The sequence below is a fragment of the Cognatundibacterium luofuense genome (assembly GCF_018139685.1).
GTDB lineage: Bacteria > Pseudomonadota > Gammaproteobacteria > Burkholderiales > Burkholderiaceae_D > Undibacterium > Undibacterium luofuense.
Map to the genome: position 1 here is coordinate 35,322 of NZ_JAGSPN010000006.1, position 16,007 is coordinate 51,328.

15 protein-coding genes are annotated in these 16,007 nt (G+C 54.2%); 4 read left to right on the forward strand and 11 right to left on the reverse strand.

Annotated elements, in window-relative coordinates; all coding sequences use genetic code 11:
• Positions 1–30: 30 nt before the first annotated feature.
• Together KDM89_RS09525 and coq7 are read right to left on the reverse strand one after the other, a co-directional pair.
• Complete coding sequence (locus KDM89_RS09525; protein WP_212687716.1) at positions 31–1,680, reverse strand: methyl-accepting chemotaxis protein; 1,650 nt, start codon at positions 1,678–1,680, stop codon at positions 31–33.
• Between the two features lie 395 nt (positions 1,681–2,075).
• Positions 2,076–2,708, reverse strand: coding sequence for a 2-polyprenyl-3-methyl-6-methoxy-1,4-benzoquinone monooxygenase (coq7, locus tag KDM89_RS09530; RefSeq protein ID WP_212687717.1), 633 nt, complete (start codon positions 2,706–2,708; stop codon positions 2,076–2,078).
• A 316-nt stretch (positions 2,709–3,024) separates the two neighbouring features.
• Here coq7 and KDM89_RS09535 point away from each other — a divergent pair, with 316 nt between their 5' ends.
• Together KDM89_RS09535 and KDM89_RS09540 are read left to right on the forward strand one after the other, a co-directional pair.
• Positions 3,025–3,765 (forward strand): porin family protein, encoded by a 741-nt coding sequence (locus KDM89_RS09535; protein WP_212687718.1) that lies wholly within the window; start codon positions 3,025–3,027, stop codon positions 3,763–3,765.
• 249 nt (positions 3,766–4,014) lie between these two features.
• Positions 4,015–5,052 (forward strand): porin, encoded by a 1,038-nt coding sequence (locus KDM89_RS09540; protein WP_212687719.1) that lies wholly within the window; start codon positions 4,015–4,017, stop codon positions 5,050–5,052.
• A 282-nt stretch (positions 5,053–5,334) separates the two neighbouring features.
• Here the strand turns inward: KDM89_RS09540 and ruvB are convergent, their stop codons facing one another.
• The 9 genes from ruvB to tyrS all read right to left on the reverse strand — a co-directional run bounded on the left by ruvB (position 5,335) and on the right by tyrS (position 13,178).
• A complete protein-coding gene (gene ruvB / locus KDM89_RS09545; protein WP_212687720.1) occupies positions 5,335–6,381 on the reverse strand; it encodes a Holliday junction branch migration DNA helicase RuvB in 1,047 nt (348 codons plus the stop codon).
• A gap of 14 nt (positions 6,382–6,395) precedes the next feature.
• The gene (ruvA, locus tag KDM89_RS09550; RefSeq protein WP_189357528.1) at positions 6,396–6,977 is read right to left on the reverse strand and encodes a Holliday junction branch migration protein RuvA; all 582 of its coding nucleotides are present in this window, start codon (positions 6,975–6,977) and stop codon (positions 6,396–6,398) included.
• Positions 6,978–7,060: 83 nt separating this feature from the next.
• Positions 7,061–7,603, reverse strand: coding sequence for a crossover junction endodeoxyribonuclease RuvC (ruvC, locus tag KDM89_RS09555; protein ID WP_212687884.1), 543 nt, complete (start codon positions 7,601–7,603; stop codon positions 7,061–7,063).
• A gap of 119 nt (positions 7,604–7,722) precedes the next feature.
• Positions 7,723–9,288: a bifunctional phosphoribosylaminoimidazolecarboxamide formyltransferase/IMP cyclohydrolase gene (purH, locus tag KDM89_RS09560; RefSeq protein WP_212687721.1), complete on the reverse strand. Its 1,566-nt coding sequence runs from the start codon at positions 9,286–9,288 to the stop codon at positions 7,723–7,725.
• Between the two features lie 46 nt (positions 9,289–9,334).
• Positions 9,335–9,568 carry a Fis family transcriptional regulator gene (locus tag KDM89_RS09565; protein WP_189357530.1) on the reverse strand — a complete coding sequence of 78 codons (234 nt, stop codon included), beginning with the start codon at positions 9,566–9,568 and terminating at the stop codon, positions 9,335–9,337.
• Positions 9,569–9,659: 91 nt separating this feature from the next.
• Positions 9,660–10,670 carry a tRNA dihydrouridine synthase DusB gene (gene dusB, locus KDM89_RS09570; RefSeq protein ID WP_212687722.1) on the reverse strand — a complete coding sequence of 337 codons (1,011 nt, stop codon included), beginning with the start codon at positions 10,668–10,670 and terminating at the stop codon, positions 9,660–9,662.
• 144 nt (positions 10,671–10,814) lie between these two features.
• On the reverse strand, positions 10,815–11,471 hold the full coding sequence (locus KDM89_RS09575; RefSeq protein WP_212687723.1) for a histidine phosphatase family protein: 657 nt from the start codon (positions 11,469–11,471) through the stop codon (positions 10,815–10,817).
• Position 11,472: 1 nt separating this feature from the next.
• The gene (dtd, locus tag KDM89_RS09580; RefSeq protein ID WP_189357533.1) at positions 11,473–11,925 is read right to left on the reverse strand and encodes a D-aminoacyl-tRNA deacylase; all 453 of its coding nucleotides are present in this window, start codon (positions 11,923–11,925) and stop codon (positions 11,473–11,475) included.
• A complete protein-coding gene (gene tyrS / locus KDM89_RS09585; RefSeq protein ID WP_212687724.1) occupies positions 11,922–13,178 on the reverse strand; it encodes a tyrosine--tRNA ligase in 1,257 nt (418 codons plus the stop codon). Before tyrS ends, dtd begins: the two co-directional genes overlap by 4 nt.
• Before the next feature lie 216 nt (positions 13,179–13,394).
• Here tyrS and KDM89_RS09590 point away from each other — a divergent pair, with 216 nt between their 5' ends.
• Both KDM89_RS09590 and KDM89_RS09595 read left to right on the forward strand, forming a co-directional pair.
• On the forward strand, positions 13,395–14,762 hold the full coding sequence (locus KDM89_RS09590; protein WP_189357535.1) for a M23 family metallopeptidase: 1,368 nt from the start codon (positions 13,395–13,397) through the stop codon (positions 14,760–14,762).
• Positions 14,763–14,825: 63 nt separating this feature from the next.
• On the forward strand, positions 14,826–15,980 hold the full coding sequence (locus KDM89_RS09595) for an anhydro-N-acetylmuramic acid kinase (RefSeq protein WP_212687725.1): 1,155 nt from the start codon (positions 14,826–14,828) through the stop codon (positions 15,978–15,980).
• Positions 15,981–16,007 lie beyond the last annotated feature (27 nt).

Below are 16,007 nucleotides of genomic sequence, written 5' to 3' on the forward strand. Positions count from 1 at the left end.
AGCGTTTTTTGTTTGTGAATCCAAACCGTTTCAGTGCAGGCGCGGATGACGTGAAGTCTTTGTTCCGGCAGATACACTGGCCGGACGTGCGGCACGGATGCCGGCAGGTATTGTGCCGTGCGGTTCCAGTTTGAACACGCTGATTGCCTGCTCCAGCTGTACCGTTTGCGTGGCGAGGTTTGCCGCTGCATTCGCTGCCTGTTCCACCATTGCCGCGTTTTGCTGCGTTACTTCATCCATCAGCCCCATCGCACTGTTCATCTGATCAACACTTTCACGCTGCTCCAGACTGGCGACTGAAATTTCATGCAGCACCGCATTCACTTGTTTGACGGAATTGACCAGTTGCTGCATGGTGGTCACGGCTTCTTCCACAATTTTGTTACCGCTGCTGACTTTGCTGACGGAAGTATCAATGAGCGTTTTAATATCCTTGGCAGCACCGGCAGAGCGCTGCGCCAGACTCCGTACTTCATTCGCCACAACGGCAAAGCCGCGCCCCTGTTCGCCGGCACGCGCAGCTTCCACCGCCGCATTCAGTGCGAGGATATTGGTCTGAAACGCGATGCCGTCAATCAGGCTGATAATGCTTTCGATTTGACGCGCAGACTGACTGATTTCCTGCATGGTTTCACCGACCTTACTGACCATCTCACCACCTTTGGCAGCAACTTCCGTAGTGGCATCGGCAAGCCGGCTGGCTTCTGCTGCGCTTTCAGAATTCTGGCGTATGGTGTCGGCAAACTGTTCCATGCTGGTCGCGGTTTCTTCCAGACTGGATGCCTGCGATTCGGTGCGACCCGATAAGTCCATATTCGCGGCAGCAATTTCTTCCGTGCCGGTACGAATCTCACTCGCATTACGCGAAACATCAATCACGATTGAATGCAGATTGATGTGCATCTGACGCAATGCCTGTTGCAGCTGCCCCATTTCGGTTTGGTCGCCCGGCGGAATTTCATGCGTCAGATCGCCGCCCGCAATCGCACGTGCTGCGCGCACTGCATTCTGTACCGGGTTCAGCAAACGGGTATGGATGACGTACCACTGATACAGCAGCACAAAACTCAGGAATCCCAGCGCAGCGGCGTTTGTCATGCTGAGCCCCGCTTCCGCGATATAGGCAGCGCCGAAACCAAGCAAACCAGCGAGACTGACACTCATGCCCAGCGCAAGACGTGGTTTTGCTGCCAGACTGATTTTGCGCCATAGACGGGCTGTCAGCGTGTCCGGCAGTAAATGTCCGTTACGCAGCAACAGGCCCGTCGGTTTGCCTTCCCGCATCAGCCGGTACAGATGCTCAGCAGCATCAATCTCTGCGCGGGCGGGCCGGGTTCGTACCGACATATAACCAGTCACCTGACCGTCGTCAATCAGTGGTGTGACATTCGCTTTGACCCAGTAATGATCACCGTTTTTACAACGGTTTTTGACCAGTCCGGTCCACGGCATTCCGTTTTTGATGGTGTCCCACAAATCACCGAATGCGGCGGGCGGCATATCGGGATGACGGATCAGATTGTGCGGCTTACCGATCAGTTCTTCTTCGGTAAATCCGCTGATCTCGATGAAGTAAGGGTTACAGTAAGTGATGCGGCCTTTGAGGTCTGTCTTGGATACGATGGACTGGCCATCCGCCATGACAATTTCTTTGCCTGTCACTGGCGTGTTGATGCGCATAGGTGTCTCCGGGTCAATGCGTCACTGCCCGCATGTCATGGCTGTTCAGTCACAGCTTAGTACACGTAGCGATATTCGTCGCCCTGAGTTTTTACCGAAACTCATGCAGTGCTGCGCGCATATCGCATATTGCGTATCCGTGCCTGACTGTCAGCGTATCAGACTGAGGCGGGAGTGAAGATCAGAATTTTTCAAGGCGCTTATTAAAACACAGAAGCAAAGAAAAAAGTTCTGTGCGGCAACTTTTTGTTGCGAAGACTTATTCAAATATGAAATGCAGGTATAGACGGTTGCTATACCGGTAGGCAGTATTGGCAGGGAATTGCCGCAGATAGCGAGGATGTGGGGATGCCGCTGCAGCGACGTCTCTGCAGCGGGTGTTGAATGATGTGTGGTTACAAATGATACGCCGTGGTCGTCATCACTTTGGCCATGCCTTTCATCAGCATGCGTACCGGCAGCGGTGTTTCGGATGCGCCCAGCGATTGCGCAGTTGCACCATGCGATATTTCATCAACCCGCATTTGTTCAACGATGGCGCGTGATTTCAGATCCTGTTCCGGCAATTCAGATAAATGCCCGGCCAGATGGGCTTCGACCTGTTTTTCTGTTTCCACGACAAACCCGAGGCTGGCTGCATCGCCGCATTTCGCTGCAATCACGCCGCATGTGTACGCACCGGCATACCAGAGCGGATTCAGCAGACTGGGGCGCGAATTCAGTTCTTTCAGGCGGCGCGCTGTCCAGGCAAGGTGGTCTTCTTCTTCAATGCCGCAATGTGCCAATTCTCTGGCCACTTCAGGCGTTTGCGAAAACGCGCCCTGCGCGTCATACAGTGCTTGTGCGCAGATTTCACCAACATGGTTGACGCGCATCAGTCCGGCAGCGTGACGTTTTTCTTCATCACTGAGTCCGGTCTCGGCAATACCGGCATCCGGGTCGGGGCGTGAACTGAGGTGTTGCGCGGAAATCGTGCGCAATGCGCGGTCAAATCCGATAATCAGACGGTCTACGGACAGCTTGCTCATGTTGGTATCCGGCGAAAAAATAGCAAACCGGTATTTTAAAACAGTCAGCCATCTTTCTGCCTTTACGCCAGCGCAAGAACAGGGGAAAAAGACATGCAAAAGAATGTAATGCAGTCCGGCCTTGTATTTCTGAACAGTGGGTTCTAACCGGAAACTCGATCGCAATATTTGACCGTGCAGCGTGGCGGGGCATCAGTGGTCGTTACGGAACGCTGACGGCGGGGAGGCAGAATATTCTGGGTGTTGAATCGGTCGGACGTGCTGATCCGGCGGATCTGGTACATGCAGCGAACAATCCGAACGTACTGCCAGTGGGATGTACGCCGGTGCCTTGTATGGCGGATTTGGCAGCAACTGTGGCGGTGCAGCACTGCGTCAGAATAATGCGTTGAAATATGTCTCGCTAGTCGCTGACGGCACAGGATTTGCCCTGAAGGTTCCTGCCTGTGAGCAAGTTGGGAGTCTGCGGACATCGTTTTATGCGGGAGCGTCTGTCTTTCACAGTAATGGCCGCGATGATGTTGCACTAGCATACGGCGAGTTTCGCGACCAGACCGGTACGGCCAGCCTGCACGCCCGGGCTGCCGGTGTGAAATGGCGTCCGTCAGATAACTGGGCTGTCCGCATGAGCTACGCGGGCGATATTGTCCGTGGCGACGTCAGTATTCCTGTGTCCGGAAATCCACAGGCAAATGCAAACGGGCGGCGTATCACGGTGACTGGCATGGGTATTGATTACCAGTACTCCCCGCAACTGGTATCAACTGTGGCTGCATACCAGTCACAACGCAGCGGCGATCTGTCCGGCAAGGCTGCGCAATATTTGCTGATTACCAAATTACAGCCTCAGTACATGAACCGTTCTGTACGGCTCGCTGACACTGGCAATTGCCGGTTCTGCCGCCACGCAGGGTACGATGCTGGCGCTGGGGCTGATCGGCATTGGCAGCGGCTACCGTTCAGCATGGCGTGCTGCCAGCGGCATGCAGCATGTGTTCTGACGAAATTCGTCGCGCTGAAACGGGTGAATTGTCCGGAAAAATGTGCGGAAACATGAATTCTGCATAGTGCTAAGGGTTAATACTTATTTTGTTATTTTTTTGTAAATTTTGGTTGTGAATTAACGACATTTTCCTGCTTATTTCCTGCAACTGGGACGATTTTGCTTGGCTATGCGGTGGTAATTTTGGTCAAATAGGCTACAACTAAAAACCGAATCAGTAGTGATCAGTAGTGGTAGCCGGTTTCCGGTTGCAGTGCATCGAAAACGGCATCATCCACTCCCTTTCATCCTTTGGAGAAAACAATGAAAAAATCTCTTATCGCTCTGTCAGTTCTGGCAGCTGTTGCAGGTTCTGCACAAGCACAATCTTCCGTAACCGTGTACGGTGTTCTGGATATGGCATTCAATGCTGAGCACAATGGTGCTGGCGCTGCTGGCAACAAATTCGCAGTAGACAGTGGCATTCAATCCGGTTCCCGTCTGGGCTTTAAAGGCACAGAAGATCTGGGTAACGGTCTGAAAGCCAATTTCAAACTGGAAATGGGCGTTAACGCTGACGAAGGCAAATCCGCTCAGGGTGGTCTGGCATTCGGCCGCGCAGCATGGGTAGGTCTGTCCGGTGACTTCGGTTCCGTTCAGGTTGGTCGTCAAAACAAACCAATTTTCGACGCAGTTGATGCAGTTGATCCGTTCAGCACCGGTATCATCGGTGGTAACGCAGGTTCTTCTACTTCCGCAACTGGTCTGGGTAACCTGGTTTTCGCAACAAACCCACGCATCAACAACTCGATCAACTACTCTACAAACAACCTGTCCGGTTTCCAGGCTTCCGTTCAGTACGGTGCCGGTGAGCAAGCTGGTGACGTAGGTAAAGGCCGCGGTATGGGTCTGTCTGCTTCTTACACAGCAGGTCCTCTGTTCGTGACTGGTGCTTACCAGGCTGACAACGACACAGCAGCTGTTGTGAACGCAATCAAACACGCTTTCGTTGGTGGTACTTATGACTTCGGCGTAGCAAAAGGCGCACTGTCTTTCACTAAAGTACGTTCTGACAACAACACCGTTGGTTACAAACTGTGGAGCGTTGGCGCGACAGTTCCTGTCAGCGCAGCTGGTGCAATCATCGCTTCTTATTCTTACGTAACTAACGATGTTGTTGCATCTGACAAAAACTCTGGTTACTTCGGTATCGGTTACACACACTCTCTGTCCAAGCGTACTAACCTGTACACTTCCGCTTCCCGTCTGAAAAACGACAAGAACGTGAACGCAGGTGGCATCGCTTCCGGTAACGGCGCGACTGAGTTGCTGTACAACGTTGGTATCCGCCACATGTTCTGATTCTGAGTTTCTCAGAACACAGACAACAAAAAGCACCTTCGGGTGCTTTTTGTTTTTCCGGCGGTGACAGATACCAGCGGGTGACAACTTCGCTTGCGTCAGGAACGCACTGTGCAAATATCGTCATTCGTGTTTTCCGGAGGCCCGGACTTTCTGCCGACGACCGCCGGATCGCTATGCAGAACACCGCATTTGAGGCATTTTCAGGCAGTTCAACCATGAAAAAAGCGCTGTACGCAGGTAGCGGACAGCGCTCTGGCAGAAACAGGAAAAGCGGATGACTTAACGTGTGTTATCGGGCATCGCAACACCGAAATGCTGATACGCCATTGCGGTTGCCATACGGCCGCGCGGCGTGCGTTGCAAATAACCTTGCTGAATCAGATACGGCTCCAGTACGTCTTCTATCGTATCCCGTTCTTCACCGATCGCTGCAGCGACGTTATCCAGACCGACCGGACCGCCGCCGAATTTGAACAGTATCGCTTCCAGTAATTTTCTGTCCATCAGATCAAAACCGACAGCATCTACATCCAGCATGCTGAGTGCAGCATCCGCCATCGCTTTGGTAATCGTGCCACTGCCTTTAACTTCAGCATAATCACGCACACGGCGCAGCAGGCGGTTGGCGATACGCGGCGTGCCGCGCGAACGTTTCGCGATTTCCATTGCACCTTCCGGATCGATCGGCGCATTCAGCAGCGTGGCTGAGCGGCTGACGATGCGGCACAGCTCTTCAGAAGTATAAAATTCCAGACGTGCCACAATGCCGAAGCGGTCACGCAACGGGTTGGTCAGCATACCAGCGCGGGTAGTGGCTCCTACCAGTGTGAACGGTTGCAGATCGAGTTTGACCGAGCGTGCCGCCGGACCTTCACCGATCATGATATCGATCTGATAATCTTCCATCGCCGGATACAGGATTTCCTCGACGACCGGTGACAAGCGGTGAATTTCATCGATGAACAACACATCGTGCGCTTCCAGATTCGTCAGCAGCGCTGCCAAGTCGCCGGCACGTTCCAGCACAGGGCCGGAAGTCTGGCGCAGATTGACGCCCATTTCACGCGCGATGATGTGAGCTAAGGTGGTTTTACCCAGCCCCGGCGGGCCGAATAACAAAGTGTGGTCAAGTGCTTCGCGGCGTTGTCTTGCCGCCTGAATAAAGATTTCCAGCTGGCCACGGATTTTTTTCTGACCGACGTATTCATCCAGCTGCTTGGGGCGTAAGGCGCGTTCCAGTGCATCCTCGCCGCCGGGCAGATTCTGCGGCGTGATCAGACGCGGTTCGGAAAAATCGATGCTCAGGTTATCGGTCTGGATGCTCATGGCGCAATAGGAATTCAGGATTTAGACAAGGCTTTCAGTGCCAGCTTGATGCCTTCGGAGACACCGACGTCCGCTGCGACCGATTTGAGTGCGGCGCTGGCTTCTTTCTCAGAATAACCCAGTGCCAGCAGCGCATGCAGAATATCGCCATGGGCTGCATTGCCACCGGCTGCACTGACCGGGGTGAACAGATCTGCTCCCAGTTTGCCTTTCAGTTCCAGCAACAAACGTTCCGCTGTTTTTTTGCCGATACCCGGAACGCGGGTCAGGCGACCAGCTTCCTGCAGGCTGACGGCCTGCGCCAGATCTGCCGCAGACATACCGGACAAAATCGCCAGCGCAGTCCGTGCCCCGACACCGCTGATTTTGATCAGCTGACGGAAAGTGGCGCGCTCTTCTGCAGTGGCAAAGCCAAACAACACATGCGCATCTTCACGGATCGCCAGATGCGTCAGCAGTACCACTTTCTCGCCATTCGGTGGCAGATGATAAAAAGTCGACATCGGAACATCGACTTCATAGCCCACGCCCTGACAATCAATCAGCAATTGTGGGGGATTTTTTTCGATGAGTGTTCCTGCAATGCGGCCTATCATGATCTGCCTTGTACTGTATGAATAAACAGTGATAGTAAACGATTCCGCGCTGCTTGACGAGACATTCCGGCCGCCAAAACGACTCAGCCGATCAGGCGGCCACCTTTAACGCGCAAGCCTTTGCGAGCCAGTTCCGGTGCGATCTGGCTCAGTGTGGCTAAGGTGTCGCCGCTGTGCGCATGGCAGATCGCAACACCCAGTGCATCGGCTGCATCGCTGCCGGGTTTGCCGCTCAGACTCAGCAGCCGCTGCACCATGTCCTGCACCTGGGTTTTGTCAGCGCGGCCTTTACCGACCACGCCTTGCTTGACTTGCAGCGCGGTATATTCGGCCACACTCAGATCCGCCGACACCAGTGCGCAAATCGCGGCACCGCGTGCCTGACCCAGTAACAATGTGGATTGCGGGTTGACGTTGACGAACACTTTTTCGATGGCGGCACAATCCGGCTGATAAGTGCGAATCACTTCTCCGACACCGTGCAGTATGGTTTTCAGGCGTTCCGGCAGGCTGTCTTCTTTGGTCTGTATCGTGCCCGATGCCACGTAGCGCAAATGGTGGCCGGTTTTTTCAATCAGACCGAAACCGGTGGTACGCAGGCCGGGATCAATGCCCAGTATCCTGATGGTGCTCATGCAGACATCCTGAAAAGTAAAAGGCCAGTATAAGCGATTCAACGCAGATACTGGCCTTATGACCCATGCGGACTGCACAACGCTGTCAGCAGCGTTGTGCGATACCCGGATTAGTGACGGAAATGACGGGTGCCGGTGAATACCATCACAACACCGCGTTCGTTAGCGGCATCGATCACTTCCTGATCGCGCATAGAACCGCCCGGATGAATCACGCAGGTAGCGCCTGCATCCACCACCACATCCAGACCGTCACGGAACGGGAAGAATGCATCTGATGCTACAGCGGAACCGCTCAGTGTCAGACCGGCATTCTGTGCTTTGATCGAAGCGATACGTGCCGAGTCGATACGGCTCATCTGGCCTGCGCCTACGCCCAGTGTCATACCGTTGCCACAGAACACGATTGCATTCGATTTCACGAATTTCGCGACGCGCCATGCAAACATCATGTCTGCCATTTGCTGTGGTGTCGGTTGCAGGCTGGAAACAACACGCAGCTCTTCCGGCATCACGTTTTTGGAATCGGAAGACTGCACCAGCAAGCCGCCGCCGACGCGTTTTACGTCATACGCATTGATGCCGTTGCCCAGCGGGATTTCCAGCAGGCGCACGTTTTGCTTCGCCGCGAAGATCGCTTTGGCTTCTGCAGTGAACGACGGTGCGATCAGCACTTCCACGAATTGTTTAGCAACGGCTTCTGCCGCTTGCGCATCCAGTTCGCAGTTGAATGCGATGATGCCGCCGAACGCTGAAGTCGGATCGGTCTGGAAGGCTTTGCTGTAAGCATCCAGTGCAGAAGCGCCGGTTGCTACGCCGCAAGGATTGGCGTGTTTGATGATGACGCAGGCTTTGTCGGCGAACGATTTTACGCATTCCCATGCCGCATCTGCATCAGCGATATTGTTGTAAGACAGTTCTTTACCCTGCAGCTGCGTGTAGCTGGCCAGTGCGCCGGCTGCCGGTGCCAGATCGCGGTAGAACGCTGCGGACTGGTGCGGATTTTCACCGTAACGCATGTCCTGCACTTTATCGAAATGCAGATTCAGTGTTTGCGGATAAGCGCTGCGGGTCGTGTGTTGTTTGTCTTCACCGAGGCTGGTCAGGTAATTGGTGATCGCGCCATCGTATTGTGCGGTGTGCGCAAACACTTTTTTCGCCAGTGTGAAATTGGTTTCGTAGCTGACCTTGTTGCCATTGGCTTTCATTTCAGTCAGTACGCGGCTGTAATCGGCCGGATCGACAATCACAGTCACATCTTTGTGATTTTTTGCGGAAGAACGCAGCATGGTCGGGCCGCCGATGTCGATGTTTTCAATCGCATCTTCCAGCGAGCATTCTGCTTTCGCCACGGTTTGCTGGAACGGATACAGATTCACTACCACCATGTCGATGGTCGGGATCTGGTGCTGTTCCAGGGCTGCCACGTGTTCCGGCAGATCACGACGCGCCAGAATGCCGCCGTGTACTTTCGGGTGCAGGGTTTTGACGCGGCCATCCAGCATTTCAGGGAAGCCTGTGTAATCCGCAACTTCTGTCACTGGCAGGCCGTTGTCAGCCAGCAGTTTTGCCGTACCGCCGGTAGAGAGCAGTTTGACACCGAGTGCAGACAATTCACGTGCAAATTCCAGAACACCGGTTTTATCGGAGACGGAGATAAGAGCTTGTTTGATCATGTTGACTATGAAAGGTTAAGAAAATCGGTGTCAGACTGCATCAGCGTTATAACAAACCGTGCTGCTGCAGTTTTTTGCGCAGGGTGTTACGGTTAATACCCAACATATCTGCTGCCTGAGACTGGTTGCTGGCAGCGCGGCTCATGACCATTTCGAGCATGGGTTTTTCCACAGCATGCACCACCATATCGTAGATATTTGATGCAGGTTGCTCTCCCAGGTCGCGGAAATATTTTTCCAGGTTTTTATGGACGGCCTCTTGGATACTATCTTTGCTCATGCTTTTGTTGATATTCAGTTCGTTTATGCCGTACAGCGCGTTGCAAAAAAACAGAGAATGGCGTGCGCCTCTTCTGTCTGCATTGTTTGCATCAGGCTGCCATTTGTTCTTCAAAGGGGCGGTATTGTAACCGCTCCCCGCTCATGCAATCAAAAAAATGACGCACAGCATTCAGTTGTTCCTCGCAATCGGTCAGCGTATTCATGTGCTGGCGGAAACTTTCACCGCCAACCAGATCCTGCACATACCAGCCTATGTGTTTGCGCGCAGTGCGCACGCCGAGGTATTCACCGTAAAACGCATAGTGGGCTTGCAAATGGTGTTCCATCAGGGCTTTGACTTCACGGATTTCCGGTGGCGGCAAATGTTCGCCGGTTGCCAGAAAGTGCGCGATTTCACGGAAAATCCACGGGCGGCCCTGCGCAGCGCGGCCGATCATAATTGCATCAGCACCGGTATAAGCGAGGACATCGCGGGCTTTTTCAGGTGTGGTGATATCGCCGTTGGCAACCACAGGAATGCTGACTGCCGCTTTCACGGCGGCAATCGTGTCGTATTCCGCTTCGCCTTTATAGCCATCCGCACGTGTGCGACCATGCAGGGTCAGCATATGTATGCCGGCAGCTTCTGCCATTTTTGCAATAGTCAGTGCGTTTTTATTGGCACGGTCCCAGCCGGTACGGAACTTCAGTGTGACCGGAATATCCACCGCGCGCACCACCGCGTCCAGAATCTGACCAACCAGTTGTTCATGTTGTAGCAGTGCGGAACCACACCATGCGTTGCAGACTTTCTTCACCGGGCAACCCATATTGATATCAATAATCTGGGCGCCTTTGTCGGCGTTATAACGTGCGCAATCTGCCAGCATGACCGGGTCAGCACCGGCAATCTGTACTGCACGTGGCTCCATCTCACCATCGTGATTCAGGCGGCGCGAGGTTTTTTCGGTCTGCCACAGACGCGGATCAGATGCCGCCATTTCGGATACCGCATAACCGGCACCGAGTTCTTTACAGAGTTGACGGAAAGGACGATCCGTAACACCGGCCATCGGTGCGACAAACAAATTATTGCGTAAAACGTGTGGACCGATCTGCACGATGAATAGATGTAGTAAACAGATTGAAAAGGGACGCCATTGTACACGAGCTCTGCTTAAATAATAAGCAGGCCGGAAGCGAAAAAAGTCAGGATATTTTGGCTGTATGCCCTTGACAGAGTGCGTCTGACAAGGGCGACAGGATCAGCGGTCGGGTGCGAGTTCATCCATCGCATCGGCATCCAGATGCGCGATATCGCCCCATTGCATCAGTTGCAAGACATCGCCGTGCAGCGTGAAGCGGTTGATGCTGGCGTTATAAATCGTCACTTCGCGCGGCGCCGACAGCGGCAGTTGCTTCGCTTCGCGGTAAGCGCACTCGAGTACGCCGCCATGCGCTACCACCGCAATTTTCTGACCGGCATGCCGTTTCGCGTAAAAACGCAGATTGCTGATCACGCGCTCGTGAAACTGACGCACGCTTTCACCCTGACGCTCACCGGGCGGGAACACAAAATCAGGATCACCGGATTTCCAGCTGGCATAGGCTTCCGGATGTAAATGTGGCAAGTCGCTGTACAACTGACCTTCAAACGCGCCAAAGCAGCGTTCGCGGAAACCGGCTTCCAGCCGGGTGCTGACGCCCTGCAAACGGGCGATTTCACCGGCAGTCTGAATCGCGCGCTGCAAATCGCTGGCGTACACCGCATCCAGTTTTTCATTCGATAAGGCATAGGCCAGCGCTTTCGCCTGACGGCGGCCTTCCGCATTCAGCGGAATATCGGTATGCCCCTGCAAACGGCGTAAAGCATTCCATGGTGTTTCGCCATGCCGTATCAGCAGAATTTCAGTGCTTTCCATCTCAGTTGCCGTTCTTACGTGTTTGCAGCCAGAAAGTCACCGGGCCGTCATTGGTCAGCGACACTTTCATATCCGCGCCGAACTGACCACTGGCAACAACCGGATGGAGTTTGCGTGCCTGTTCCAGTGCATAGTGGAATAAGCGACGTGCATCATCCGGTGCAGCAGCCGGTGTGAATGAAGGGCGGGTGCCGGAGTTGGTATCGGCAGCCAGTGTGAATTGCGGCACCAGCAACAAACCGCCGCCGGTATCTTTCAGGCTGCGGTTCATTTTGCCGGCTTCATCACTGAACACGCGGTAGCTGAGCAATTTGTTCAGTAACTGATCGGCTTCTTTTTCGGTATCGCCGCGCTCAGCGCACAGTAAAACCAGCAAGCCGGCATCAATTGCGCCGATGGTCTGACCGTCAACCACGACGCTGCCGTGGCTGACACGTTGTAACAGCGCGATCATGCGGTCAGCGTTACGCGGGCGAACTTACGTTTGCCGACTTGCAGAACGAAAGTGCCGGCTTCCAGTTTCAGACCTTTGTCAGAAATCACGGTGCCATCGATACGCACACCGCCCTGATCGATCATGCGGTTCGCTTCGGATGTGGATGCGCACAAATTCGCCTGCTTCAGCAAATGACCGATACCGGCCGGTGCGCCGCTCAGTGTGACTTCGGCGATATCGTCCGGAATGCCGCCTTTGGAACGGTTAACGAAATCCTGCAGTGCAGATTCTGCCGCTGCCTGATCATGGAAGCGCGCAACGATTTCCTGTGCCAGTGCTACTTTGATATCGCGCGGATTCTGACCTTCAGCCACCGCTTTGCGGAATGCGGCGATTTGTTCGATTGAGCAGAACGACAACAGATCATAGTATTTCCACATCATTTCATCGGAAATACTCATGACCTTGGCGAACATGGTGTTCGCAGGTTCAGTGATCGCAATGTAATTGTTTTTCGACTTGGACATTTTTTCCACGCCGTCCAGACCTTCCAGCAAAGGCATGGTCAGAATACATTGCGGTTCTTGTCCGTAATCTTTCTGCAGTTCACGACCGACCAGCAGATTGAATTTCTGATCAGTACCACCGAGTTCCAGATCGGATTTCAGTGCGACGGAATCGTAACCCTGCATCAGCGGATACAGGAATTCATGCACGGAAATCGGGGTGCCGGCTTTGAAGCGTTTGGTGAAATCATCACGCTCCATCATACGTGCCACGGTGTATTTAGATGACAACTGAATCATGCCGCGCGCGCCGAGCGGATCGCACCATTCGGAGTTGTAGCGGATTTCAGTTTTTGCCGCATCCAGCACCAGACTGGCTTGTTTGAAGTAAGTCTGTGCGTTGGCTTCGATCTGTTCGCGCGTCAGTGGCGGACGGGTTGCGTTGCGGCCGGACGGGTCACCGATCATGGAAGTGAAGTCGCCGATCAGGAAAATGACCGTGTGGCCGAGATCCTGCAACTGACGCATTTTGTTCAGTACCACGGTGTGGCCCAGATGCAGATCCGGTGCGGTCGGGTCCAGACCTAATTTAATACGCAGCGGCACGCCGGTTTTTTCGCTGCGTGCCAGTTTTTGCGCAAATTCGGATTCGATGAGTAATTCGTCAACGCCACGCTTGGTGACGGCCAGCGCATGCTGAACAGCATCAGACAAGGGCAGCAGGGTGGATTCTTTAGAGGCAGATTGTTGATCAGAAGTTGTCATAGTCTTACATCGTCTTTTTGTAACAGCACTGGTCAGAAAGCTTGATCTGCCTCCATAATCAGCACTTTGTCAGATTCGGGGTCGTTTTGTGTGGCCGGGAGCACATCAGCTTGCTTTATAATGCCGGTTCTCTGACCGGTGCATGACTGAGTACAGTTCCGTTGCCGGTATCCTGACCTTGTGTTTTTCGTTAAACAGTCAATTTTAACTTATTGCATGCGTCCTACAGATAAATTACTTCGTTTGATTGCCAGCATCCGACTGTTCACCGGTTCTTCCCGTGTTTCCCGTATTGCAACGTTCAGTGCGCTGGGCCTGGCTGTATGCGCTGTTGGCGCAACCGCTGTTGTGCCGCTGGCGCCGGATGCCGCTGATATCCCTTCCCGTCGTGTGACCGAACAACTGGAATTGCCACCGCTGGAAGACCAGCTGGCAGAAATTGCGAAACAGTCGCATCAGTATGTTCGTGAAGAAACCATACGCCGCGGCGATACCATGAGCGGCTTGTTATTGCGTCTGGGTGTGGAAGACAGTGCAGCTGATAAATTCATGAAAACCGATCCGGTGGCGCGCGAGCTGATGCAGTTACGTGCCGACAAAACCGTTCGTGTGAAAACCAATGATGACGGCGATCTGGAATGGCTGCAAAGCACGCTCAGCAGCGGTGACGGTAAAACCGTCCGCAATCTGGAAGTGCGTCGTCAGCCGGATGGCAGCTTTGTCGCGACCGATAACACGGCGAATCTGGAACGCCGTATCGAAATGGCAGCGGGTAATATCCGTTCCTCGCTGTTTGCTGCGACCGATGAAGCCCACATTTCCGATGCGATTTCTTCGCAAATCGTGGCCATGTTTGAAACCAACATTGATTTCCGCCGCCTGCAGCGTGGCGATAAATTCAATGTGGTGTATGAAAGTTTCTGGCAAAACGGTCAGCTGGTGCGTACCGGCCGTGTGCTGGCAGGTGAATTCACCAACGCTGGCAAAACCTTTCAGTCCGTCTGGTTCGATGAGGGCGCTGGTCAGGGCGGTTATTACAGCTTTGACGGTCGTTCCCTGAAAAAAGCCTTCCTGAAATCACCGCTGGAATTTACCCGTGTTTCTTCCGGCTTCTCGATGCGCGTACATCCGATTTCCGGTCAGTGGAAGCAGCATAAAGGTGTGGATTTCGCCGCTGCGTCCGGCACACCGATTCGCGCTACCGCAGACGGTACGATTGATTCAGTGGGCCCGAGCGGCGGTTACGGTAATCTGGTAGTGGTCAAACATTATTCCGGTTACAGCACTGCCTACGCGCACATGAGCCGCTTTGCTGCAGGTCTGCGCAAAGGTGCACGGGTATCGCAGGGTGAAGTGATTGGTTATGTCGGTTCTACCGGCTGGTCTACCGGTCCGCATCTGCATTACGAATTCCGTGTCAACAATGAACCGCGTGATCCGCTGACAGCCGTTGTGCCGGAAGCGCCTGCACTGGCTTCATCGGATATGCCGCGCTTTAAATCGATGGTGGCAGACATGAATCACCGTTTCGTGCTAATGCGTCCTGAGCGTCAGGCCGAAATCATGAAACTGGCATCGCGCTGATCTGACGATGCTGAAAAACAGGCCGGACGCTCGCGTCCGGCTTTTTTTATCGCTGAACGCGGCATGCCGCAATCACAGCAGGAGAATGAATCTGTGAGAACAGTAAAACCGGAAGTACCGGTCTATATCGGTCTGATGTCCGGCACCAGTATGGATGGCGTGGATGGCGTGGTCGCCGATTTTTCTGAAATCAGTGCCGGGAAAATTCGTATTCTGGGCGCGGCGCATTGTCCGTTTTCTCAGGATTTACGGGCGGCTGCAGCAGCCTTGCAGCAAAGCGGCGCAGATGAAATTCATCGTGAAGCCTTGTTGTCGCAACATCTGGCGCAAGTGTATGCCGACTGCGTGGCGCAGTTGCAGCCTCTGGCAGACGAGGTGCGCGCGGTCGGCGTACACGGACAAACAATACGGCACCGGCCTGAACTCGGCTATACCCGTCAGACCAATCATCCGGCCTTGCTGGCGGAATTGTGCGGACTGGACGTGATCGCCGATTTTCGCAGCCGCGATATCGCCGCCGGCGGGCAGGGTGCGCCGCTGGTACCGTCGTTTCATATGGCTTTGTTCGGTTCAGCAACGGAAACCCGGGTGCTGGCGAATATCGGCGGCATCAGCAATATCAGCATCCTGCCGCCGGATGGCGCGGTGCGCGGCTTTGATACCGGCCCCGGTAATGTACTGATGGATGGCTGGGCGCAATTGCACCTCGGTACGCCTTACGATGAGAACGGAAGCTTTGCCGCATCCGGTCAGGTGAATACGGCCTTGCTGGACAGTCTGATGCAGGAAGCGTTTCTGCAATTGCCAGCGCCGAAAAGCACAGGCCGCGATTTATTTCATTTGCCGTGGCTGCAGCAGCATTTACAAAGCCTGCCAGCGATTGCCGCAGCCGATGTGCAGGCAACGCTGTGCGCCTACACGGCACGCACGCTGGCGCAGGCGATTGCCGCATCCGCACCGCAGGCAGATGCGGTGTTTGTCTGTGGCGGCGGCGCGTACAACGCGGAACTGATGCGAAGACTGGCAGCCGAGTTAGCTGCTGTCGGTTGCGCTGCACGCCTGAGTCAGACTGCGGAGCTGGGTGTGGTGCCGGAACAAGTCGAAGCGCTGGCCTTTGCCTGGCTGGCGTATTGTTTTTGCGAAGGCGTGACGGGCAATCTGCCCGCAGTGACTGGTGCGGCCGGAACCCGGATTCTGGGTGCGTGGTATCCTGCCTGACGTTTAATCAGACCTGATCTGTAAAGG

Coding starts and splice junctions, on each gene's coding strand:
- KDM89_RS09525 (WP_212687716.1), bottom strand. CDS start 1,680: ATGCGCATCAACACGCCAGTGACAGGCAAAGAAATTGTCATGGCGGAT.
- coq7 (WP_212687717.1), bottom strand. CDS start 2,708: ATGAGCAAGCTGTCCGTAGACCGTCTGATTATCGGATTTGACCGCGCA.
- KDM89_RS09535 (WP_212687718.1), top strand. CDS start 3,025: ATGTACGCCGGTGCCTTGTATGGCGGATTTGGCAGCAACTGTGGCGGT.
- KDM89_RS09540 (WP_212687719.1), top strand. CDS start 4,015: ATGAAAAAATCTCTTATCGCTCTGTCAGTTCTGGCAGCTGTTGCAGGT.
- ruvB (WP_212687720.1), bottom strand. CDS start 6,381: ATGAGCATCCAGACCGATAACCTGAGCATCGATTTTTCCGAACCGCGT.
- ruvA (WP_189357528.1), bottom strand. CDS start 6,977: ATGATAGGCCGCATTGCAGGAACACTCATCGAAAAAAATCCCCCACAA.
- purH (WP_212687721.1), bottom strand. CDS start 9,288: ATGATCAAACAAGCTCTTATCTCCGTCTCCGATAAAACCGGTGTTCTG.
- KDM89_RS09565 (WP_189357530.1), bottom strand. CDS start 9,568: ATGAGCAAAGATAGTATCCAAGAGGCCGTCCATAAAAACCTGGAAAAA.
- KDM89_RS09575 (WP_212687723.1), bottom strand. CDS start 11,471: ATGGAAAGCACTGAAATTCTGCTGATACGGCATGGCGAAACACCATGG.
- dtd (WP_189357533.1), bottom strand. CDS start 11,925: ATGATCGCGCTGTTACAACGTGTCAGCCACGGCAGCGTCGTGGTTGAC.
- tyrS (WP_212687724.1), bottom strand. CDS start 13,178: ATGACAACTTCTGATCAACAATCTGCCTCTAAAGAATCCACCCTGCTG.
- KDM89_RS09590 (WP_189357535.1), top strand. CDS start 13,395: ATGCGTCCTACAGATAAATTACTTCGTTTGATTGCCAGCATCCGACTG.
- KDM89_RS09595 (WP_212687725.1), top strand. CDS start 14,826: ATGCCGCAATCACAGCAGGAGAATGAATCTGTGAGAACAGTAAAACCG.